The following is a 19,814-nucleotide window of genomic DNA, read 5'->3' as shown; positions in this document are numbered from 1 at the left end:
TTTGTTCGATTAAGTACGAATTGTATATACTATACGGTTACTATACTTTTCTATTTAGAAATTTATATCTAACCCTATTGCCAATTGCTGTTGTATAGGAGTCACACCTCTTTGGTATCCAGTAACAAGAACATTGCCTTGATCAGTAATTCCCTCAGGGTTTAATCCTAAATAACTATCGTCTACGCTATACCATAAATTCTGTCCAGATACATAGATTCTCATTTTGGTTAAACCGATTTTTTCCATAGAAAGTTTTGGTAGCGTGTATCCTAAGATAACTTCACGTAATGAGATATAAGAAGCATCTTGAACAGCATAATCAGTTCCGATCCATGCCACACCTTCTGAGTTTGATCCTGGTTGAGAAGCATTTACTGTAGAGTTAAAATATTGATCTATTGTATAATCTCTTAAGTATCTTTTAGTTTCAGTATAATGAGCTTCTCCCCAAACTACGTCTGCACCTTGAGATCCTTGAAAAGAAAAGTTTAAATCAAGATTTCCGTAAGTAAAGGTATTTGTGAATCCCCAGATATAATCTGGAAAAGGGTTTCCTATTACTGTTCGGTCATCAGCTGTGATTTCTCCGTCACCATTGATATCAACTCTTTTTAGACCACCTACAGCATCATCTGAAGCCGTTGGGCTATTGAGAAGTTCTTCTTGATTGTTGAAAATACCATCTGTTTTGTATCCATAAAACTGGATATATGGATCTCCTACTCTTGTGATGTATTGATCATCACGTTCCCCATCACTAATTACTCTTTCTGCTCCTCCAAATGATATTAATTTGTTTTCGTTAAAAGCAATATTAGCACTGGCTTGCCAGTTAAATTTACCACTTCCGACATTAGTAGATAAATCAAATTCCCAACCAGAATTTTGAATCTTACCTATATTATTAAATATTTCGTCAAATCCAGTAACATTAGAAATTGCTTGTTGTAGTAACAGCTTTTCTGATATTTTATAGTAGTAATCAACGGTAAGGTTAACAGCACTATTAAAAAATCCTAAATCAACACCATTGTTAAATTCTGTGTTAGTTTCCCAACTAATATCAGGGTTTCCTTGAACTTCAGATTCGGTTGTGTCTGGGTTTAATTCTCCAAATCCAGAAACTAAAGTTCCGCTACCGCTACCAAGACTATAATTATTGGCTTGTATAAGTGTAAAGGCCGGATAATCTTCAGTAGCAATTGCGTTACTACCACTAATACCCCAACTAGACCTTAGTTTGAATCTATTAACTGTAGATCCAACACTATTCTGCCAGAAATCTTCATTCGCTACATTCCATCCTAATGATACTGATGGGAACAATCCATAATAGTTGTTAGAACCAAATCTAGAGAACCCATCGACACGAGTTACAAGAGAAAGTAGGTACCTGTCTTTAAATGAATAGTTTAAACGACCTAAATAAGAAGATAAGATTGTACTAAATTTCAAGGTCTCTAATTCATCTAGATTTACTGTCGTTCCTCCATTTAATGTTGTAATATTTTCATCAGCGAAGTTTGTAAGTTCAATGTTAGAAAATGTGTACTTATCATTTTCATAAGTGATACCGACTAAAGCACTTACTTCGTGTCCATTAAAGTCTTTTGAAAAGTTTAATGTATTTTCATTAATATACTTTACACGAAGACGATCTGCAGAAATACCCGTGTTTATACCATCTCTATCTCCATCTCTACCAAAAAATTCTTCTTCTTTTCTATACTGAGTATAATTTCCTAAAGAAGAATTGAAGGTTAAATTATTTGTTATTTTCCATTGTGCAGATATGTTAGTAATAAGTCTGTAATCAAAACGATTTCTTTCACTTGATGCTTGTCTCGATATAGGGTTGAAGTTACCTGAACCCCAAAGAGAATTTAGTAATCCAGTATTTTGAACTTCACCAGTAGTTGAGTTAGGGTCAACATAATCAAAGTTTAGTCCAAGATTCTGAAAATCAGGACTATGTGCAAAACTTCCTATTTCTTTTCCCGTTAGACCTGCAGTATACGCGTTATGTCTTACAGGGATCCAAGTTTCGTATCGTCCAACATCTGTAAAGTTGATAGCCGATCGCCTTACTTTAGTATATGATGGGTTTACATTTAATTTTAATGTAAGTTTATCACTAAGTTTTGTTCTAAACTTTGAAGATAAATTGATTCTTTCTAAATCGTTGTCTTTTCTTAATCCTTCATCATAAAGGTAACTACCCGAAATGTAATAGTTTGTCTTGTCGGTACCACCAGATACGTTTAACTGATAACTATCAATACGTGCAGGTTTCCTAAGAGCTTCATCTTGCCAATCTGTTGGACCACCAATATTTTCGGTGATAATTCTTTTAGCAATTTGTGTGTTGTCGTAATAAACAGTAGAAGCTTCTCTATCTTCTGCTAAGGCATTAATGTTTTCGGTAATCTGATCTCTAGAGCGATCTAAATCTGCATATTCAAGAGAATTTAATAAATCAAGTTTTCTAAAGGCCTTTTTGTAACCTGATAGTGATTTAAATTCGTAAGATACTTTCTTAGCTTTACCTTCTTTTGTAGTAACAATTATAACTCCGTTTGCACCACGAGAACCATATATTGCCGTAGAACTCGCATCTTTAAGAACCTCAATAGATTTTATAGTACTTGGGTTAATAAATTGTAATCCGTCTTCAAAAGGAAAACCATCCACTACAATCAGCGGCTGAGAACTTAAACTAATAGAACCAATACCACGAACAAGGATTTGAGGATCATCTCCTACATTTCCTGAAATGTTTTTAATTTGAACACCGGCAATTTTACCTTTTATCCCGCTTGAAACATCAGAATAAGGTAATTCGTCTAAGTTTTTGTTTTCTAATTTTGAAATTGATCCAGTAAGGTGTGATTTTCTTTGAGTACCATACCCAATTACCACAACCTGTTCTAGTTCTGACGTTTCCTGTTCTATTTGAACATCAATAGTTGGTTGGTCAGCAACTATTACTGTAACAGTTTTCATTCCTGAATACGAAAAGGAAAGAATGTCTCCTTTTTTTACTTTTAGTTGATATTGACCATCAAAATCTGTAGAAGTACCTGTTTGTGTTCCCGTTATAATAATGTTAACACCGGGTATGGGTAAACCATCTTCGGCAGAAGTAACGACACCTTCCACTTGATAGCTACTCTGAGCTAATAAGGCGAAAGGACATAAAACAATCATTAGGATTGTAAAAATCTTTTTGAAATACATACGTAGTTATTTTGTTTAATAATACTTTGGTTTTAATTTAATCCTTTAAATATTGGATCATTTGTTGTTATACAAGGCAAGCCTTGAATTCATAATTACTCGATTACAACAAATTACTAAAAATAAGTAAAAAGAAAATGCTTTTCTTTTTATTTATTTTACATGTTTTTGGTGGTAGTGAGTAATTGTAGTGCGATTCTTACTATAGTTTTATAGTAAATTTAAAAAAAGAAATTTCCTTTTTTTCTTTTTTATTTCTTTATTGACCTTTAATTTTTCTGTTTTCTATTCTTACTTTAATTTTTAGATAATGTTTTTATTTTGTTCATAACAATATTTGTGAAGTTCTTTAAAATGATCTTCAAGGTGTGCCACTGCTTTTTCGGCGTCTTTATCTTTAATTGAATCTACGATTGCTTGATGTTCCTTAATAAGTAAATAGTTTTCTTCATTATTACATACTTTATTACTTACGAAATGACTGATGATTTCGGGCGTAATGACCAGCATTAAAGAGTTAATAACACTGTTATTACTTGCTTCTGCTAATTTTAAGTGAAACATCATATCTTCTTCAACAGCATCTAATCCTTTTATTGCTTTTTCACTGTATGCCTCATGGGCTTTTTGAATTTGAATTACCTGAGCTTCTGTTCTTCTTATAGAAGCGAGTCTTAAAGCATTTGTTTCTAATATAATTCTTGTTTCTACTAAGGATTTAAAATCTGGTTTTTGAAGTTGTAGAATGTCAGACATCATCCCATTAAGAGCTGTTACTCCTATATTAGAAACTCTAGTACCACTTTGTGGGTATTTTTTTACCAAACCATAAAATTCCAATTTTTGAATAGCTTGACGTAATTGATTACGGGTAACTCCAAATTTTTCGGCAAGACTTCTCTCAGCAGGTAACCTATCGTTAGGCTCCAACTGTTTAGAAACAATCAATTCTCTGATTTTGGAAATAATTGTTTCTTCTGTACTTTCTTTAGCCAATGCTACTTTTTCTAACTTTTCTATCTTGTTTATTTTTAGAGTAAAAAGTAATTGGTTGACCAATTTGGTTAACCAATTTGATGTGATCAAAAATATAATATCTTTTTTGTTTTACAAAATTTTAATGTTAAAATTCTTAACAATATATAAAGAACTATTAAGTTTTTTGATAAAATATTGTATTTCTTGTAATATTTCTGAAATTAATCAGTATTTGTAAATAATTGAATATTGTGCTTTTTTTGTGTATTTGTCTGTTTTTTAGCTATTTGTGTTTTGTTTTGTTGTTTTTGCTAATGTGATTCTGTTTTTTGTAATGAATTCTAAGTTTATGTCTTTATATTTTGTCAATATCTATGTTTTGTAGGTATAATATCCCGAATTGTATTTTTATAGTTTTTTTTAGTCAGTTGACTTATATGGTTTAAATAGTTTTTTTGTTGGGTTGTTCTTTTATAAATATAGGTCTTTTATTTTTTTGATAAAAAATATGCTAATGTTGTTTTTTGGTCAATGTTATTTTATTAATATTTTAAAATCTAAAAATTATCGGAAATAGGTGTTCGAATTTATGAAGAAAGTTTTGTAGTTGTTTTGTTGGTGTTTTTTTTCTGATCTATATTTTTTAAGATTAAGTTCTTATAAGTCGTTACTCTCTTAGTAAGGAGTAGGGTGAGGTTATTTTGTGGTCTTGTGAAATTTATTTTTTCATGTTTCGGATAGTTGATAAATAAGTTGGATTATTGTTGTTCGTTTTCTGAAATGACACTACCAGTTGTGTTTGATTCATGTTTGTTATTGTGAATGTTATGTCTGAAGAGCTTTGTTTTTGTTAAAATGATAATTTTTAACTTTTTTATTTATTTATATGGTTAGATTAAACTTTTTTCTGTAATATTGCATCATCTAGTTAACGAAAGGGGCAAAAGCCGACGATTTAGAGTTACTATTATGAAAACGGAAAATATTATTTTAAGAGAAGTTAAAGTTCAAACTAAGAACTTGCTATTTGTGTTTTTAACAATTTCAAGACGTTTTCGCCGCCCCTTGTGGGTTTAAAATTCTTCTGAAGAAGGTGCGTCCTTCTTCCCTATAAAAAACCTTTCTTATTGAATTATTAAACTTAAGTTCAAACGTATGTTATTGTTTGAATGTTGTTTTGATAAATTCAATTCAAGAAGCGATTACCTTAAATTTTTTACATTATAACTTTTTGATAGACGTAATTCGTTTATGAAACAGATAGAGATTAATATAGCCAATCAGGATCATTTTATATATGCGCAGGAGATATGTGAAGTGATATCAGCATCTGCAAAAGTAAGGGGTACTGGTATTGCTAAACGTTCCCCAGAATATGTGCAGAAAAAAATGGAGAATGGAAATGCAATCATTGCATTGTCTAACGGGCAATTTGCAGGCTTCTGTTATATAGAGGTTTGGGGGCATGAAAAGTATGTTGCTCATTCTGGATTAATTGTACATCCTGATTTTAGAAATCAAGGATTGGCTAAAGAAATTAAAGAGTTTACTTTTAATTATTCGTTAAAAAAATACCCTACTTCAAAAGTTTTTGGAATAACTACAGGGTTGGCAGTAATGAAAATTAATTCTGATTTAGGGTATAAACCAGTTACTTTTTCTGAGCTTACAGATGATCCTAAGTTTTGGGCAGGTTGTAAGACGTGCACTAATTATGATATTCTTACTTCTAAAGAGCATAAAATGTGTTTATGTACTGGGATGTTATATGACCCAGAGAAGAAGAGAAAGAAAAAGGAGCGATGGTTTGATAAAAAAATATTGAAAAGATTAAAAAATATCAAGCAAACAATGCTTGAAAATAATAAAGTAGTGTTGTTATGGAAAAAGTAGTCGTAGCATATAGTGGAGGATTAGATACTTCGTATTGTGTGAAATATCTTATTCATGAAAAGAATTTAGAAGTACATACCATATTGGTTAATACTGGGGGATTTTCTGAAAAAGAATTAGAGGATACTAAAAAGAGAGCTTATGAATTAGGGAGTTCTTCTCATGTAAATAAAACTATACTTAATGAGTTTTATCAAAAAGCAATTAAATATTTGATTTTTGGTAATGTTTTGAAGAATAATACATACCCACTTTCTGTCAGTGCAGAACGAATATTTCAAGCAATTGAAGTAATTAATTATGCAAAAGAGGTTGGCGCTAAGTATATTGCTCACGGCAGTACTGGCGCAGGAAATGATCAAATCCGGTTTGATGTTATTTTTCAGGCTCTTGCTCCAGAAATCGAGATAATTACTCCGATTAGGGATCTCAAGTTATCACGTCAGGAGGAGGTTTCTTTTTTAGAAAAACACGGAGTCCATTATAGTTGGGAAAAAGCACAGTATTCAATAAATAAAGGTATTTGGGGAACCAGTGTGGGAGGAAAAGAGACATTAACATCTCATAGTTCTTTGCCTGAATCGGCGTATCCAAGTCAATTGAGAAAAGAAGAACCAGAAACGGTTACCTTAAATTTTGAGAAAGGTGAGCTTGTGGCCTTAAATGGAGATAAAGATACACCCGTAAGGAATATTCAGAAATTAGAAGAACTTGCAAATGCGTATGCAATAGGCAGGGATATTCATGTAGGAGATACTATCATTGGTATAAAAGGAAGAGTTGGGTTTGAAGCAGCGGCACCAATGGTTATTATAAAAGCGCATCATTTGTTAGAAAAACATGTATTGACCAAATGGCAACAATACTGGAAGGAGCAATTAGCTAATTGGTATGGCATGCTTTTACATGAAGGTAATTATCTAGATCCTGTAATGAGAAATATAGAAGTATTTCTTGAAGATTCTCAGAAATCGGTTACTGGAGATGTAATTGTTACATTACGTCCATATCATTTTACATTAGAGGGAATTAATTCTGATTTTGATATGATGAAATCTGATTTTGGGCAATATGGAGAAATGAACAACTCTTGGACCTCAGAAGATGCCAAAGGATTTATAAAAATTTATGGCAATGCCAATAAGATATATCACAATGTAAACCCAAGTGAATCATGATTAAGGTTGGAATTATAGGAGGTTCTGGATATACAGCTGGAGAATTACTGAGACTTCTTGTGCATCATCCAGAAGTAACACTGGATTTTGTTTACAGCACTACAAATGCGGGTAGACCTATTTATGAACAGCATGCAGATTTGATAGGTGAGATAGCGCTTGACTTTACAGATACAATTAATACTAATATTGATGTATTGTTTTTGTGTTTAGGTCATGGTAGATCCAGATCTTTTTTAGAAAAGAATACTTTTTCTGAACATACTAAAGTGATTGATTTAGGAAATGATTTTAGATTAAACAATGATCAGCATTTCTTAGGAAGGGATTTTATCTACGGATTACCTGAGCTACAAAAAGACACCATTAAAAATGCTAAGAATATAGCAAACCCAGGGTGTTTCGCTACAGCAATTCAGTTAGCACTTTTGCCGTTGGCATCTTCAGGAAAACTAAAAGAAGCGGTACATGTAAATGCAACTACAGGTAGTACTGGAGCTGGGGTAATGCCAGGAGGAACAACACATTTTAGTTGGAGGGATAATAACTTCTCTAGTTATAAGGTGTTTACTCATCAACATTTAGATGAAATAAAGGAAAGTGTAATACAGCTACAAAGTAATTTTGAAGCACCAATTTTCTTTATACCTAATAGAGGTAACTTTAGTAAAGGTATATATGCAACATTATATACACAGTTTGATGGTACTGAAGCAGCCGCAAAAGAGCTTTATAAGACTTTTTACAAGAATGCAGAATTTACAGTAGTTTCTGATAAAGAAATTCATTTAAAGCAAGTAGTCAATACTAATAAATGTATTTTACATGTTAGTAAAAAAGATGGAATGTTATTAGTGACATCTATAATTGATAATTTGATAAAAGGAGCATCAGGACAAGCTATTCATAATATGAATCTCATGTTTGGGCTAGATGAAAAAACCGGTTTAGGACTTAAAGCTAGTGCATTTTAAAAGAATTTTTAAGTGTAGTTTTCGTATAAGCGAAATTTTAAAAATAAAGATATCGTTATGAGTAAAATAACAATTATAGGAGGAGGGAACTTAGGGAAATCTATTATATCTGGATTAGCCAGTAGTAACTTGTTTGAAGCAAAGTCTATTACTGTTGTAGATAAGTCCAAATACAACCTCCAAATTGTAGAGAAAGAGTTAGGAGTTTCGACATCTCAAGATATCTTATCCTCTATAAAAGAAGTGAAATGGGTTATTCTATGTGTACAGCCTAGACAGCTTGATGGAGTTTTACATGAAATAAAAGATGTGCTGACGACGGATCAAATATTAATTTCTACGGTTACAGGTACATCAATAGAGGAGATTAATGAAGTGGTTCCTAATAATAAAGTTATTCGGGTTATGCCTAATACAGGAGCTGCAAAAAAGTTGTCTATGACCTGTATCTCTGCAAATGATAATGTAAAAGACGAACTAGAAATAGTTGTAAAAATGTTTGATACCATAGGAGAAACTTTAGTGATAGAAGAACGATTAATGCAAGCGGCTACAGTTTTGGGTGCAAGCGGAATTGCCTTCTTTTTGAGATTTTTGCGAGCCATGATTCAAGGAGGAATACAAATGGGTTTTCATCCTCATGAAGCACAAATTATAGCTGTTCAAACGGCAATTGGAGCAGCCACCTTAGTTGCAGAAAATGGGACCCATCCAGAACGTGAGATAGATAAGGTAACAACACCGCAAGGATGTACAATCGAAGGATTAAATGAAATGGAGCATCAAGGTTTGAGTTCATCTGTAATAAAAGGTATTATGGCCTCTTATGAAAAAATTAATACAATAAAATAATTAATGATTTTAATTGTCTTTTGATAGTTTTTACGACAATTTAGAACCATTAACAAATAAAGAAATATAATGAAACTATTTGATGTATATCCGCTATATGATGTCGAGCCAGTAAAAGCATTTGATGCAACTGTAATTGATAAAGATGGTGTGGAGTATTTGGATCTGTACGGAGGGCATGCCGTAATTTCTATTGGGCATTCGCATCCGCATTACGTGAATCGTCTCAAAAAGCAGATAGATGCCATTGGCTTTTATTCTAATGCTGTTCATAATAGTTTACAATCACAGTTAGCATCAAAATTAGGAGAACTATCCGGATATAACGATTATCAGTTATTTTTATGTAATTCGGGTGCAGAGGCAAATGAAAATGCACTTAAACTTGCTTCATTTATTACAGGTAAATCCAGAGTAATTGCTTTCGAAAATGGTTTTCATGGAAGAACTTCTGCGGCTGTTGCGGTTACAGATAACGAGAAGATTAATGCACCAATAAATAAACAACAACATGTAACGTTTTTGCCACTTAATCAACTAACATTAGTAGAAACTGAGCTAGAAAAAGGAGATGTATGTTGCGTAATTGTAGAACCGATTCAAGGTGTAGGTGGATTAGATGAAGGAACCACAGCGTTTTTTAAAGGAATTGAAAAATTATGCAAGGAAAACAACGTAATCCTTATTTTAGATGAAGTCCAATCAGGATTTGGTCGAAGCGGCAAGTTCTTTGCACATCAACATCACGATATTACACCAGATATCATATCCATAGCAAAAGGTATGGGGAACGGTTTTCCGGTTGGAGGCGTGATGATAGCTCCTAATATTAAACCAGAATATGGTATGTTAGGAACTACTTTTGGAGGAAATCATCTGGCATGCGCAGCGTCACTCGCGGTACTTGAAGTTATAGAAACAGAAGACTTAATTGATAATGCTAGATTGACAGGAGAATATTTTAAGTCTTGTGTAGCAAATCTTCCAGGGGTACAAAATGTAAAAGGACGAGGGTTGATGCTAGGATTAGAATTTGATTTTGAAGTAGGAGCACTTAGAAAAAAATTAATCTATAATGAACATATTTTTACCGGAGGAGCAAAGAATAAGAAATTATTAAGAATATTACCTCCTTTAACTGTAGGGAAAAACGAAATTGACCAATTTATAGATGCATTAAAAAAAGTATTAGAAGAGGAGAAAGAAGTGCATGAAATATGAATTTGTTTCCTATGGAGATGTGTTTTATCGTCAGGGAGTAGTTATACGGATTGAGCAGTTTTTTAAGAATATGGATACTGCAGAAGAATTAATAAAAGATGATGTTGAGAAGAGTAGTTTGCATTTAGTATGTCGTGATGAGAATAAAGTTTTAGGAACAGGAAGGTTAACATATGACGAAACTATAGGGATAATTTCTCAAATGGCTATTGATAGCAAATTTCAGAAAAAAGGAATAGGCAGTCAAATATTGAGGCATTTGATACTAGAGTGTAAGAAAAATAAGATGGATCGTATACAATTGAGTGCACGAGAAACAGCTATTAATTTTTACAAAAAATATAAGTTTAAAACAATAGGAAAAAAATATCCGTCAAAAAAAACTGGAATTATACACCAGCAGATGGAACTTAGTTTATTAGAATGAATAGTACATTAAGCATAGCGCAAAGAAATTCGGTATTACAAAAGATGATGGTTCTTGTTGATGAACAACGAGCGACTATTATCGAAGCCAACAAAATGGATTTAGAAGGGTATTCTGGAAATGATTTGGCTATGTATGACCGTCTAAAAGTTGATTCAAAGAAGATAGAAGGTATGATAGCTGCCCTGAAGCAATTGGCAGATCAGAAGGATCCAGTAGGTGTAGAGCGTTTTAGATTTACACATGATAATGGGATGCAGGTATTTAATAAAACAGCTTCTTTTGGTACAATTCTTATTATTTATGAATCAAGGCCGGATGTTACCATAGAAGCCGCAGGAATAGCTTTTAAATCAGGGAATAAAATCCTTCTTAAAGGAGGGAAAGAATCACTCAATTCTAATTTAGCTATTGTAAAACTTTGGCATCAAGCGCTCTTAGAAAATGATATAACCTCTGATTGGGTTGAGTATATGAACTATAACAGACAAGAAACTCAGGCATTTTTAGAAACACCTACCCAGAGAGTAGATCTTATTGTACCTAGAGGTGGAGAGCGATTAATTGAATTTGTAAAAAAGCATGCAACATGTCCTGTTATAGTAAGCGGAAGAGGAAATAATTTTGTTTATGTACATAAGGACGCTAATACCGAAATAGCATTACGTGTAATTGTTAATGGTAAAACAGATAAGATTTCGGCATGCAATGCAGTGGATAAAGTGTTGATAGATAAAGATATTCCTAATAAAGAAGATTTTATTAAAAAAATAATTTCAGAATTAAGAGATCATAAGGTAACTATTCTTGGTGATTCGACATTAACTAAATATGAAGAAGTAGATCCCATATCAGGAGATGCAGTTTGGTATGAAGAATTTTTAGATTACAAAATTGTTATAGGAGAAATAGATAGTTGTAAAGAAGCAGTTTCAAGGATTAATAAATATAGCGGAGGGCACTCTGCATCAATAATAACTAAAGATCAAAAAGAAGCAGATGATTTTATGGCTTCTGTTGACTGTGCAGCGGTGTATCATAATGCTTCTACACGGTTTACCGATGGGTTTGAGTTAGGTTTAGGAGGCGAACTTGCAATTAGTACAGATAAATTACACCAGCGGGGTCCAATAGGATTACAGCATTTGGTAACTAATAAATGGTATATACACGGTGATGGGCAAATCAGATAAAAAGAGAATTGTACTTAAGATCGGATCGAATGTACTTACGACAGGTACAAATCATATATCAAGAGGCAAAATCGAAGATATTGCCAGACAAATAGTGGATTTGCAAGATAGTTATGAGTTTGTAATAGTCAGTTCGGGAGCGATTGCCGTAGCAAAACAGTTTGTGAATTTAGAAAGTAATGGTAAAGAAATTAATGTGAAACAGGCGTTGGCCTCAATTGGCCAGCCACATCTAATGAGAATATTTCTAGAAGGCTTTAGAGATCTAGGTTTATTAACATCGCAATGCTTGTTGTCTTATTCTGATTTTGAAAGAGAGCAATCAAAGAAAAACATAGTCAATACAATTAATGTGTTGATACATAATAATTATATACCGATTATTAATGAAAATGATACAGTAGCAACTGATGAGATTAAGTTTGGAGATAATGATAAATTGGCCGCACTGACCTCTGTATTGTTAAAGGCAGATATATTAATTATTGCAACGAATACCGATGGTATTTGTACCAAAGAATCGGTAGAGAATAATACGTTTACAACTATTAAAGAAGTTGAAGACATAGAAACGCTTGAGAAAGAAATTGTTTCATCAATTTCTTCTCATGGCACAGGTGGGATGACATCAAAAGTAGAGTCAGCCAAAATTGCAAAAAAAGGAAATATTGAGACTTGGATTGTAAATGGTCTAAAAGATAATTTTATAATCAATGCGCTAAGTAATAAAACGGCATTTACTAAAATTATAAAGGAGCAGGTTATAAAATAATAAGTTTTAAAAATAATATAAGAAAAGAATACTAGATTATTCGAAAAATGAATATAAATAAGTGTGTTATAAAGGTTTCAAATCTATACATGTAGCGATACTTTATTTTGTGTGTTCTTAATAATAGAAAAAATGAAGAATTACTTTTCCATACAAGACATTGATTCATTGCCTGATTGGGTTAATGAAGCAATAGAAATGAAGAAAAATCCACTTTCTGATAAGACTTTGGGGGTTGATAAAACTATTGGGTTATTATTTTTTAATCCTAGTCTACGTACTAGGTTGAGTACCCAAAAAGCTGCCCTAAATCTGGGGATGAATGTGATTGTAATGAACTTTTCAGGAGAAGGTTGGTCATTAGAGTATGAAGATGGCACAGTTATGGATCAAGGTACTTCTGAACATGTAAAAGAAGCAGCACAAGTAGTGTCACAGTATTGCGACATTATTGCTATAAGAGCCTTTGCAAAGCTTGAAAACAGAGAAGATGATTATAGTGAGAAAGTGTTATCAAGTTTTATAAAGTATGCAACAGTTCCTATAGTTAATATGGAAAGTGCTACAGGACATCCGTTGCAAGCATTAACAGATGCAATTACTATTACCGAAAATAAAAAAAATAAAAAGCCAAAGGTTGTATTATCATGGGCACCACATCCAAAAGCCCTACCACAGGCGGTTGCGAATTCATTTGTTGAGATGATGCAGCACATGGATGCTCATTTTGTAATTACCCACCCAGTGGGGTTTGAGTTAGCCGTTCAATTTACTAAAGAGGTGCCCATTGATTACAACCAGGAAAATGCACTAAAAGATGCTGATTTTGTTTACGTTAAAAACTGGAGTTCCTATAATGATTATGGGAAAAGTTCGCAAGATCCCTCATGGAAAATTACAGAAGAGAAAATGAAACTTACAAATGATGCAAAATTTATGCATTGTTTGCCAGTAAGAAGAAACGTAGTTATTGATGATGCCGTCATCGAAAGTGAAAACTCAATTGTTATTGAGCAAGCGAACAATAGGACATATGCGGCTCAATTAGTAGTAAAGAAAATTTTAGAAAACCAATAATAATTAACCTAGAATAGCACCGCTATTAGTGTGTGTTTTGGGCGTTTTGTGATGAATAAAGAAAAAATACTGGTAGCCAAAATAGGAGGAAATATCATTGAGAATGAAAAAGCCTTATCTTCATTTTTAGAAGACTTCTCTAAGGTAGATGGACCAAAAATATTGGTTCATGGCGGAGGAAAATCTGCTACTAAACTAGCTTCTAGTTTAGGTGTGAAAACAGAAATGATTGATGGTCGACGAATTACTTCTGCAGAAAATCTTGATATTGTAGTAATGACATATGCAGGTCTATTAAATAAAACGGTAGTTTCTGGGTTACAAAAAAATGACTGTAATGCTTTAGGGCTAACAGGAGCAGATGCAAATGTTATTTTGGCAAAGAAAAGACCTGTACAATTTGTTGATTATGGATATGTGGGAGATGTTATTCAGGTTAATGGTCAGATGATTAAACAGTTATTGCAATTAGGTATTGTTCCTGTTTTTTGTGCTGTAACACATGATAAAAAAGGACAATTATTGAATACAAATGCAGATACGATTGCTTCTGAGATAGCTTCGGCTATGGGAGCGTTTTATGAAGTCTCTTTGTTTTATTGTTTTGAGTTAAAAGGAGTCTTAGAAAATATAGAAGATAAAGATTCTGTAATAGAACATATTAACTTAGAAAAATATACGAGATTAAGAGATGAACAAATAATAGCCGATGGGATGTTACCCAAGCTTCAGAATTGTTTTGATGCCTTGCAAAAAAATGTGAGTACAGTACATATTGCAAATGCAGATTTTATAAAAGATAAAACGACTAAACATACAACCTTGAGTTTATAAGCGATGATAGAAAAATTAACAGATCATGCAATTGAGCTTTTAACAAAGTTAATAGAAACACAATCCTTTTCTTCAGAAGAGGAGCATACCGCTCAGTTAATTCAAGATTGGTTTATCCAAAGGGCTATTCCTTTCGAGAGAGAGAATAATAATATTTGGGCGTATAACAAGCACTTTGATGAGAGTAAACCGACGATTTTATTAAATTCTCATCATGATACAGTAAAACCAAATGGTAATTATACGAATGATCCATTGCATGCATTTGTAGAGGATGGTAAATTATACGGTTTAGGAAGTAATGATGCAGGAGGATGTTTGGTTTCATTGATAGCAACGTTTACTTATTTTTATAATAGAGAGAATCTTAATTACAATTTTTTAATAGCAGCTTCTGCAGAAGAGGAGAGTAGTGGTCCTTTAGGATTAAAAAGTATATTAAAATATTTTAAGAATGTAGAATTTGCAGTTGTAGGAGAGCCTACTTTGATGCAGTTAGCGATTGCAGAAAAAGGATTATTGGTACTAGATGTTGCTGTAAAGGGAACCGCTAGTCATGCTGCACATCCTAATCAGGACAATGCTATTTACAATGCATTGCCAGTGATAAAATGGTTCGAATCCTTTACATTCGAAAAAACATCAGATGTATTAGGAGATGTAAAAATGACAGTTACTCAGGTTAATGCTGGTAAGCAGCATAATGTAGTGCCTTCTCATTGTAATTTTGTTGTTGATATTCGAGTAAATGATGCTTATAGAAATGAAGAGATTCTAAAAATAGTTCAAGAAGCAATGCCTGAGAATGTTGAGGTAACACCAAGGTCATTGCATCTTGGGTCTTCTTCGATACCAAAGGATCATCCAATAGTACAATCAGGGGTTCGTTTGGGGAGAATAACCTATGGATCTCCGACATTGTCTGATCAATCTGTATTGAGTTGTCCATCATTAAAATTAGGTCCAGGAGACTCTACTAGGTCACATTCTGCAGATGAATTCATTTTTGTAAATGAAATTGGAGAAGGAATAGAACTTTACATAAAAATTTTGGAAGGAATCATTTAAAATTAAAAAATGTAACACTAAGAGTGTCGAGGTGTACTTATACAATAAGATTATAAAATAATAGTAAATGAAACTTTGGGACAAAGGATTACCGACAGATCAAAAGATTGATATATTTACCGTAGGCAATGATAGACAGCTTGATTTGGTAATTGCCAAATATGATATAAAGGCAACCTTGGCGCATGCTAAGATGTTACACAAGATTGGTTTGATTTCTGACACGGATATTTCTGCAATAGAAGCCGAATTAGATGTATTAGCAAAACAAGTGTCTGAGGGGGTATTTATAATAGAAGATCAGTTTGAAGATGTACATTCTAAAATAGAGTTTGAGTTGACTCAAAAGATTGGGGATGCTGGCAAAAGAATACATACAGCCCGATCTCGAAATGATCAGGTTTTGGTAGCAATGCATTTATATCTCAAGGATGAGTTGCTGCAAATAAAGGATCAGGTCAAAGAATTGTCTCAAAATTTATTGACTTCTGCAGAAAAATATAAAGATGTGCTATTACCAGGATATACACATTTGCAAATTGCTATGCCATCTTCTTTTGGATTGTGGTTTTCTGCTTACGCAGAAAGTTTTGTAGATGATCTATATTTTGTAAATGCAGCAGTAAAGGTGGTAGATCAGAACCCCTTAGGTAGTGCAGCAGGTTATGGAAGTTCATTCCCTATCGATAGAGAATTTACAACCAAAGAGCTAGGATTCGAAACTCTTAAGTATAATGTAGTGGCTGCACAAATGAGTAGAGGAAAATCAGAAAAATCAACTGCTTTTGCAATGAGTAGCGTGGCAGGAACACTTTCTAAACTTGCTATGGATGTTTGCGTATACATGAGTCAAAACTTTGATTTTATGAGTATCCCATCTGAGTTTACTACAGGTTCTAGTATTATGCCACATAAGAAAAATCCAGACGTCTTTGAGTTAATACGCGGAAAATGTAATAAAATACAAGCATTGCCATATGAGTTAAGCTTATTGACGAATAATTTGCCAAGTGGCTACCATAGAGATTTACAATTACTTAAAGAAGGTATTGTACCCGCAATTCAGGATCTTAAGGCATCATTAGAGATGGCTATCTATGCGCTAAAAAGTGTAACGGTAAATAAGCAGATTCTAGATGATGATAAGTATGATTATTTATTTAGTGTTGATACGTTGAATGAATTAGTTATGAAAGGAATGTCTTTTAGAGATGCATATGTGAAAATTGGATTGGATATTGAAAATGGTAATTACAAACCAGAAAAAAACACAAAACATAGTCATATTGGAAGTATCAATAATCTGTGTTTAAAAGATATAGAAGAGAAGCTGAAACATATTTAATTGAGTGTAAGTTGAGTTAGTTTAATTTTTTTAGTTTCAGCCTAGACCCTCAGAGGAGTTGTTAACCACTGAGGGTTGTTTTTTTTTATATAGTTTATCTTTTAACCTACTTTATTCAGTATAAAATCTATTACAACCCAAAACTACTGCAAACACTAGTGCTTCGCTACATTTTTTTGTAGTCACCATAGCGGTGCTATGCAGAAAACAAGAAAATGTCAGTGTGTATTACAGTTTTAAGTCTCGTTACGAAGTTCTACTTCATAAAGCGGGTTTAACCTGAGTTTGATTAATAAGCAGTAGATTCTTAAAAAGTTATTTTATAAATCAAAATTTTATTTTGTTGAAACCTTGATTTTAGGTTGGACAAAAATATAAGGTCAAGTTTCTTTTAACGTTTATATTAGTTTTCTAAGGTGAAAAGTATTGTGTGCACCATCAAAAAAGTAATACTATCTTCCATTTGCCATTTTAAGAAGTTTCTTGTTGCTCTGTGATCTAGGTTAACGTGCTTATTACAAGTATGATGTTTTTGTTTTTTGCACTTTTGGTAATTGCTATCTTTTTAGTGGTGGTCTGTCCATATTAATTTGTGGATTACCTATTTATTGTTTTCCAATATATACTCTGTCTAATGTTATAGACCAGAGAATGTTGTCGGTTAGTTTTTTTACTTGTTTTAGAACTTCTTGTAGCCTTTCCTTTTGTTGAGAAATGTGAAAATTATAATTGCTATAACTGACTAATAAAAAAATCATTATTACAGAATTAATTATTTAATCGAAAGTTTACTAATTTTAAGACTAGTATGACCCAAAGTCGAATCATTATATAAGTCAATTAAAAAAAGATGAGAGCGCTTAAAAAAGTAATAAAACATGTCAGACAAATAGGTCGAAAAGAAACATCTTTTTTAACCATTAGAAAAATAGTCCTCAATAATTATTCAGGGCTTTTCTTAATAATATGGATTCTTCTTATTTCATCATGTTCTACTCCAGAAAACCCTGATGTGGGAACACCTGAACAAACTACTCCTACTGTGCAAGAACCAGTACTAAATATAGATGACTCTGATTTGAAGGATTTACCTGTAGATATGGGGGGCTCGCATATTGCGTATCCTTTGAACTCAACAAATGCTGTATTTGGTCATTTTGTATATACTCCTAGTGAATATACCCAAGACGGACCTGAGTATCCATTGTTAGTATTTTTGCATGGTTGGGATCCAACAGGGTATACGGGCACCGATGTATCAGAATTAAATGAACTTCTCGTAGGCACCACACCTCCCGGTCTTATACGAATCCAAAGATGGAATCCTTCATTTCCTTTTATAGTGGCTTCTCCGAGACTTAAGTCTTATGGATACTGGAGGCATCAGGATATTCATGATTTTATAAAATACATGATTGATGAATATCAGGTTAACACTAAAAGAATATATCTAACAGGATTAAGTTTAGGAGGCGGTGGGGCTTGGTATTATGTGGGAGAAAGAGGAGAAGATAATTATGTAGCTGCCATCATCCCAATTAGCGCAAGAGGTGAAGAACGTATCGTGTCCAATCTTACCAAAATACCAATCTGGGCTTTTCATGGAGACTCTGATACCACCGTGCCACCTTATGATAATTATGGATCTGTACCATTAGTTGCGGCTATAAATGCTAAAAGTCCAAAAACTTGGGCAAAGGTTACGGTTTTTAATAACACAGGACATGATGCCTGGAGTAGGGTCTATTCGAACCGATTTACAACGATGACGCGCAACAATCCTTTTAATGTATCTATTTATGATTGGTTATTACAATACAAGAAAGAATAGTCAGAGTAGTATCGTTAAACCCACTTTATTCATTATAAAATCTATTACAACCCAAAACTACGGCAAACACTAGCGCTTCGCTACATTTTTTGTAGTCACCATAGCAGTGCTATCCAGAAAAGAAGAGAATGCCAGTGTGTATTGCAGTTTTGAGTCTCATTACGAAGTTCTACTCCATAAAGTGGGGTAAATGTAGTGTGACTAATTGTTGATAAGAAAGCTAAAAACTACGTAGTGAAGTTGGATACTAGCTTTTTTTATTGGAAAAATTTAATATGAATTGGAGATCAGTGACAAAGCGCTAGAATTTAACCACCTGTTTTTACATAATATATTGACCTAGAGCCTAAGCAATCAACGCTTCATATAATTCTTAAGGATCGAATACGTTATTGTTTTTCAAAACAATAACCATGGCACTAAGACAATATCCCTTTTATATCACTCAATACATTAATATTATGTCTTAAGTTAGCGTAGAGAATAAAAAGAATAATAATTGCCACAGTAAATCCAAGTAAAGTGCCATTAGAGCTATTGGATATTTTTTTTGAGGTTTTTAGATAAGATTTAGAAAGCTTTTTTGTGTATTTACCAACAAGGGCAAAAGCAGGAGCAAAAATAAGTACAATGATAAGCATATCAATCAAAACAAGAAGGTAGCCCTGTTGATCAATGTGCTTTTTAACATATCGAATGATATATTCATTAATAAGAGCTGCACACAATACCGCAACCGCATAAATAGCATACTGTGTAAATTTTCGTTTATTCATTTTGGGGTTATATTTGTTGATTACCTCGTAAAAATAAAAAAACTTAAAAATAACCTTAAATCTATTTTTAAGTTTTTTTAATTAAAAACAAACGAATTATCCTAGAAAAAGAAAGTAACTTTTTTAAAACGTGTTTTATCAGTACAGTATTATAG

16 protein-coding genes are annotated in these 19,814 nt (G+C 32.9%); 13 read left to right on the top strand and 3 right to left on the bottom strand.

What is annotated here, in order from left to right; all coding sequences use genetic code 11:
• Nucleotides 1-54: 54 nt before the first annotated feature.
• Both DZ60_RS0100610 and DZ60_RS0100605 read right to left on the bottom strand, forming a co-directional pair.
• A complete protein-coding gene (locus tag DZ60_RS0100610; protein WP_081740337.1) occupies nucleotides 55-3,240 on the bottom strand; it encodes a SusC/RagA family TonB-linked outer membrane protein in 3,186 nt (1,061 codons plus the stop codon).
• Between the two features lie 303 nt (nucleotides 3,241-3,543).
• Nucleotides 3,544-4,326 (bottom strand): FadR/GntR family transcriptional regulator, encoded by a 783-nt coding sequence (locus DZ60_RS0100605; protein WP_025739572.1) that lies wholly within the window; start codon nucleotides 4,324-4,326, stop codon nucleotides 3,544-3,546.
• Nucleotides 4,327-5,469: 1,143 nt separating this feature from the next.
• Here DZ60_RS0100605 and DZ60_RS0100600 point away from each other — a divergent pair.
• The 13 genes from DZ60_RS0100600 to DZ60_RS23885 all read left to right on the top strand — a co-directional run bounded on the left by DZ60_RS0100600 (nucleotide 5,470) and on the right by DZ60_RS23885 (nucleotide 18,883).
• Complete coding sequence (locus DZ60_RS0100600) at nucleotides 5,470-6,111, top strand: GNAT family N-acetyltransferase (protein WP_025739571.1); 642 nt, start codon at nucleotides 5,470-5,472, stop codon at nucleotides 6,109-6,111.
• Complete coding sequence (locus DZ60_RS0100595; RefSeq protein ID WP_025739569.1) at nucleotides 6,099-7,289, top strand: argininosuccinate synthase; 1,191 nt, start codon at nucleotides 6,099-6,101, stop codon at nucleotides 7,287-7,289. Before DZ60_RS0100600 ends, DZ60_RS0100595 begins: the two co-directional genes overlap by 13 nt.
• Nucleotides 7,286-8,263: an N-acetyl-gamma-glutamyl-phosphate reductase gene (gene argC / locus DZ60_RS0100590; RefSeq protein ID WP_025739567.1), complete on the top strand. Its 978-nt coding sequence runs from the start codon at nucleotides 7,286-7,288 to the stop codon at nucleotides 8,261-8,263. The genes DZ60_RS0100595 and argC overlap by 4 nt, the downstream gene beginning before the upstream one ends.
• Nucleotides 8,264-8,320: 57 nt before the next feature.
• Nucleotides 8,321-9,115 (top strand): pyrroline-5-carboxylate reductase, encoded by a 795-nt coding sequence (proC, locus tag DZ60_RS0100585; RefSeq protein WP_025739564.1) that lies wholly within the window; start codon nucleotides 8,321-8,323, stop codon nucleotides 9,113-9,115.
• Nucleotides 9,116-9,184: 69 nt separating this feature from the next.
• On the top strand, nucleotides 9,185-10,336 hold the full coding sequence (locus DZ60_RS0100580; RefSeq protein ID WP_025739563.1) for an aspartate aminotransferase family protein: 1,152 nt from the start codon (nucleotides 9,185-9,187) through the stop codon (nucleotides 10,334-10,336).
• Entirely contained in the window at nucleotides 10,326-10,763 is a 438-nt protein-coding gene (locus DZ60_RS0100575; protein ID WP_025739561.1) for a GNAT family N-acetyltransferase, read from the top strand. The genes DZ60_RS0100580 and DZ60_RS0100575 overlap by 11 nt, the downstream gene beginning before the upstream one ends.
• The gene (locus DZ60_RS0100570) at nucleotides 10,760-11,956 is read left to right on the top strand and encodes a glutamate-5-semialdehyde dehydrogenase (protein WP_025739559.1); all 1,197 of its coding nucleotides are present in this window, start codon (nucleotides 10,760-10,762) and stop codon (nucleotides 11,954-11,956) included. The genes DZ60_RS0100575 and DZ60_RS0100570 overlap by 4 nt, the downstream gene beginning before the upstream one ends.
• Nucleotides 11,940-12,728 carry a glutamate 5-kinase gene (proB, locus tag DZ60_RS0100565; RefSeq protein WP_025739557.1) on the top strand — a complete coding sequence of 263 codons (789 nt, stop codon included), beginning with the start codon at nucleotides 11,940-11,942 and terminating at the stop codon, nucleotides 12,726-12,728. The genes DZ60_RS0100570 and proB overlap by 17 nt, the downstream gene beginning before the upstream one ends.
• 132 nt (nucleotides 12,729-12,860) lie before the next feature.
• A complete protein-coding gene (locus tag DZ60_RS0100560) occupies nucleotides 12,861-13,805 on the top strand; it encodes an N-acetylornithine carbamoyltransferase (protein WP_025739555.1) in 945 nt (314 codons plus the stop codon).
• Between the two features lie 51 nt (nucleotides 13,806-13,856).
• Nucleotides 13,857-14,639, top strand: coding sequence for an acetylglutamate kinase (gene argB, locus DZ60_RS0100555; protein ID WP_025739554.1), 783 nt, complete (start codon nucleotides 13,857-13,859; stop codon nucleotides 14,637-14,639).
• Between the two features lie 3 nt (nucleotides 14,640-14,642).
• A complete protein-coding gene (locus DZ60_RS0100550; RefSeq protein ID WP_025739553.1) occupies nucleotides 14,643-15,707 on the top strand; it encodes a M20 family metallo-hydrolase in 1,065 nt (354 codons plus the stop codon).
• A 67-nt stretch (nucleotides 15,708-15,774) separates the two neighbouring features.
• Nucleotides 15,775-17,052, top strand: coding sequence for an argininosuccinate lyase (gene argH, locus DZ60_RS0100545; protein WP_025739552.1), 1,278 nt, complete (start codon nucleotides 15,775-15,777; stop codon nucleotides 17,050-17,052).
• An 850-nt stretch (nucleotides 17,053-17,902) separates the two neighbouring features.
• Complete coding sequence (locus tag DZ60_RS23885; RefSeq protein WP_025739551.1) at nucleotides 17,903-18,883, top strand: carboxylesterase family protein; 981 nt, start codon at nucleotides 17,903-17,905, stop codon at nucleotides 18,881-18,883.
• Between the two features lie 419 nt (nucleotides 18,884-19,302).
• Here DZ60_RS23885 and DZ60_RS0100535 read toward each other — a convergent pair whose 3' ends face one another.
• Nucleotides 19,303-19,659, bottom strand: coding sequence for a hypothetical protein (locus tag DZ60_RS0100535; protein WP_025739549.1), 357 nt, complete (start codon nucleotides 19,657-19,659; stop codon nucleotides 19,303-19,305).
• Between the last annotated feature and the right edge of the window lie 155 nt (nucleotides 19,660-19,814).

The sequence above is a fragment of the Aquimarina pacifica genome, assembly GCF_000520955.1.
Taxonomy (GTDB): Bacteria; Bacteroidota; Bacteroidia; order Flavobacteriales; family Flavobacteriaceae; genus Aquimarina; species Aquimarina pacifica.
This window is presented reverse-complemented; position numbering and strand designations above follow the sequence as displayed.

What these genes read in the sequence shown, in the direction of transcription:
- DZ60_RS0100610 (WP_081740337.1), bottom strand. Translation starts at nt 3,240, where the DNA reads ATGTATTTCAAAAAGATTTTTACAATCCTAATGATTGTTTTATGTCCT.
- DZ60_RS0100600 (WP_025739571.1), top strand. Translation starts at nt 5,470, where the DNA reads ATGAAACAGATAGAGATTAATATAGCCAATCAGGATCATTTTATATAT.
- DZ60_RS0100595 (WP_025739569.1), top strand. Translation starts at nt 6,099, where the DNA reads ATGGAAAAAGTAGTCGTAGCATATAGTGGAGGATTAGATACTTCGTAT.
- argC (WP_025739567.1), top strand. Translation starts at nt 7,286, where the DNA reads ATGATTAAGGTTGGAATTATAGGAGGTTCTGGATATACAGCTGGAGAA.
- proC (WP_025739564.1), top strand. Translation starts at nt 8,321, where the DNA reads ATGAGTAAAATAACAATTATAGGAGGAGGGAACTTAGGGAAATCTATT.
- DZ60_RS0100580 (WP_025739563.1), top strand. Translation starts at nt 9,185, where the DNA reads ATGAAACTATTTGATGTATATCCGCTATATGATGTCGAGCCAGTAAAA.
- DZ60_RS0100575 (WP_025739561.1), top strand. Translation starts at nt 10,326, where the DNA reads ATGAAATATGAATTTGTTTCCTATGGAGATGTGTTTTATCGTCAGGGA.
- DZ60_RS0100570 (WP_025739559.1), top strand. Translation starts at nt 10,760, where the DNA reads ATGAATAGTACATTAAGCATAGCGCAAAGAAATTCGGTATTACAAAAG.
- proB (WP_025739557.1), top strand. Translation starts at nt 11,940, where the DNA reads ATGGGCAAATCAGATAAAAAGAGAATTGTACTTAAGATCGGATCGAAT.
- DZ60_RS0100560 (WP_025739555.1), top strand. Translation starts at nt 12,861, where the DNA reads ATGAAGAATTACTTTTCCATACAAGACATTGATTCATTGCCTGATTGG.
- argB (WP_025739554.1), top strand. Translation starts at nt 13,857, where the DNA reads ATGAATAAAGAAAAAATACTGGTAGCCAAAATAGGAGGAAATATCATT.
- DZ60_RS0100550 (WP_025739553.1), top strand. Translation starts at nt 14,643, where the DNA reads ATGATAGAAAAATTAACAGATCATGCAATTGAGCTTTTAACAAAGTTA.
- argH (WP_025739552.1), top strand. Translation starts at nt 15,775, where the DNA reads ATGAAACTTTGGGACAAAGGATTACCGACAGATCAAAAGATTGATATA.
- DZ60_RS23885 (WP_025739551.1), top strand. Translation starts at nt 17,903, where the DNA reads ATGAGAGCGCTTAAAAAAGTAATAAAACATGTCAGACAAATAGGTCGA.
- DZ60_RS0100535 (WP_025739549.1), bottom strand. Translation starts at nt 19,659, where the DNA reads ATGAATAAACGAAAATTTACACAGTATGCTATTTATGCGGTTGCGGTA.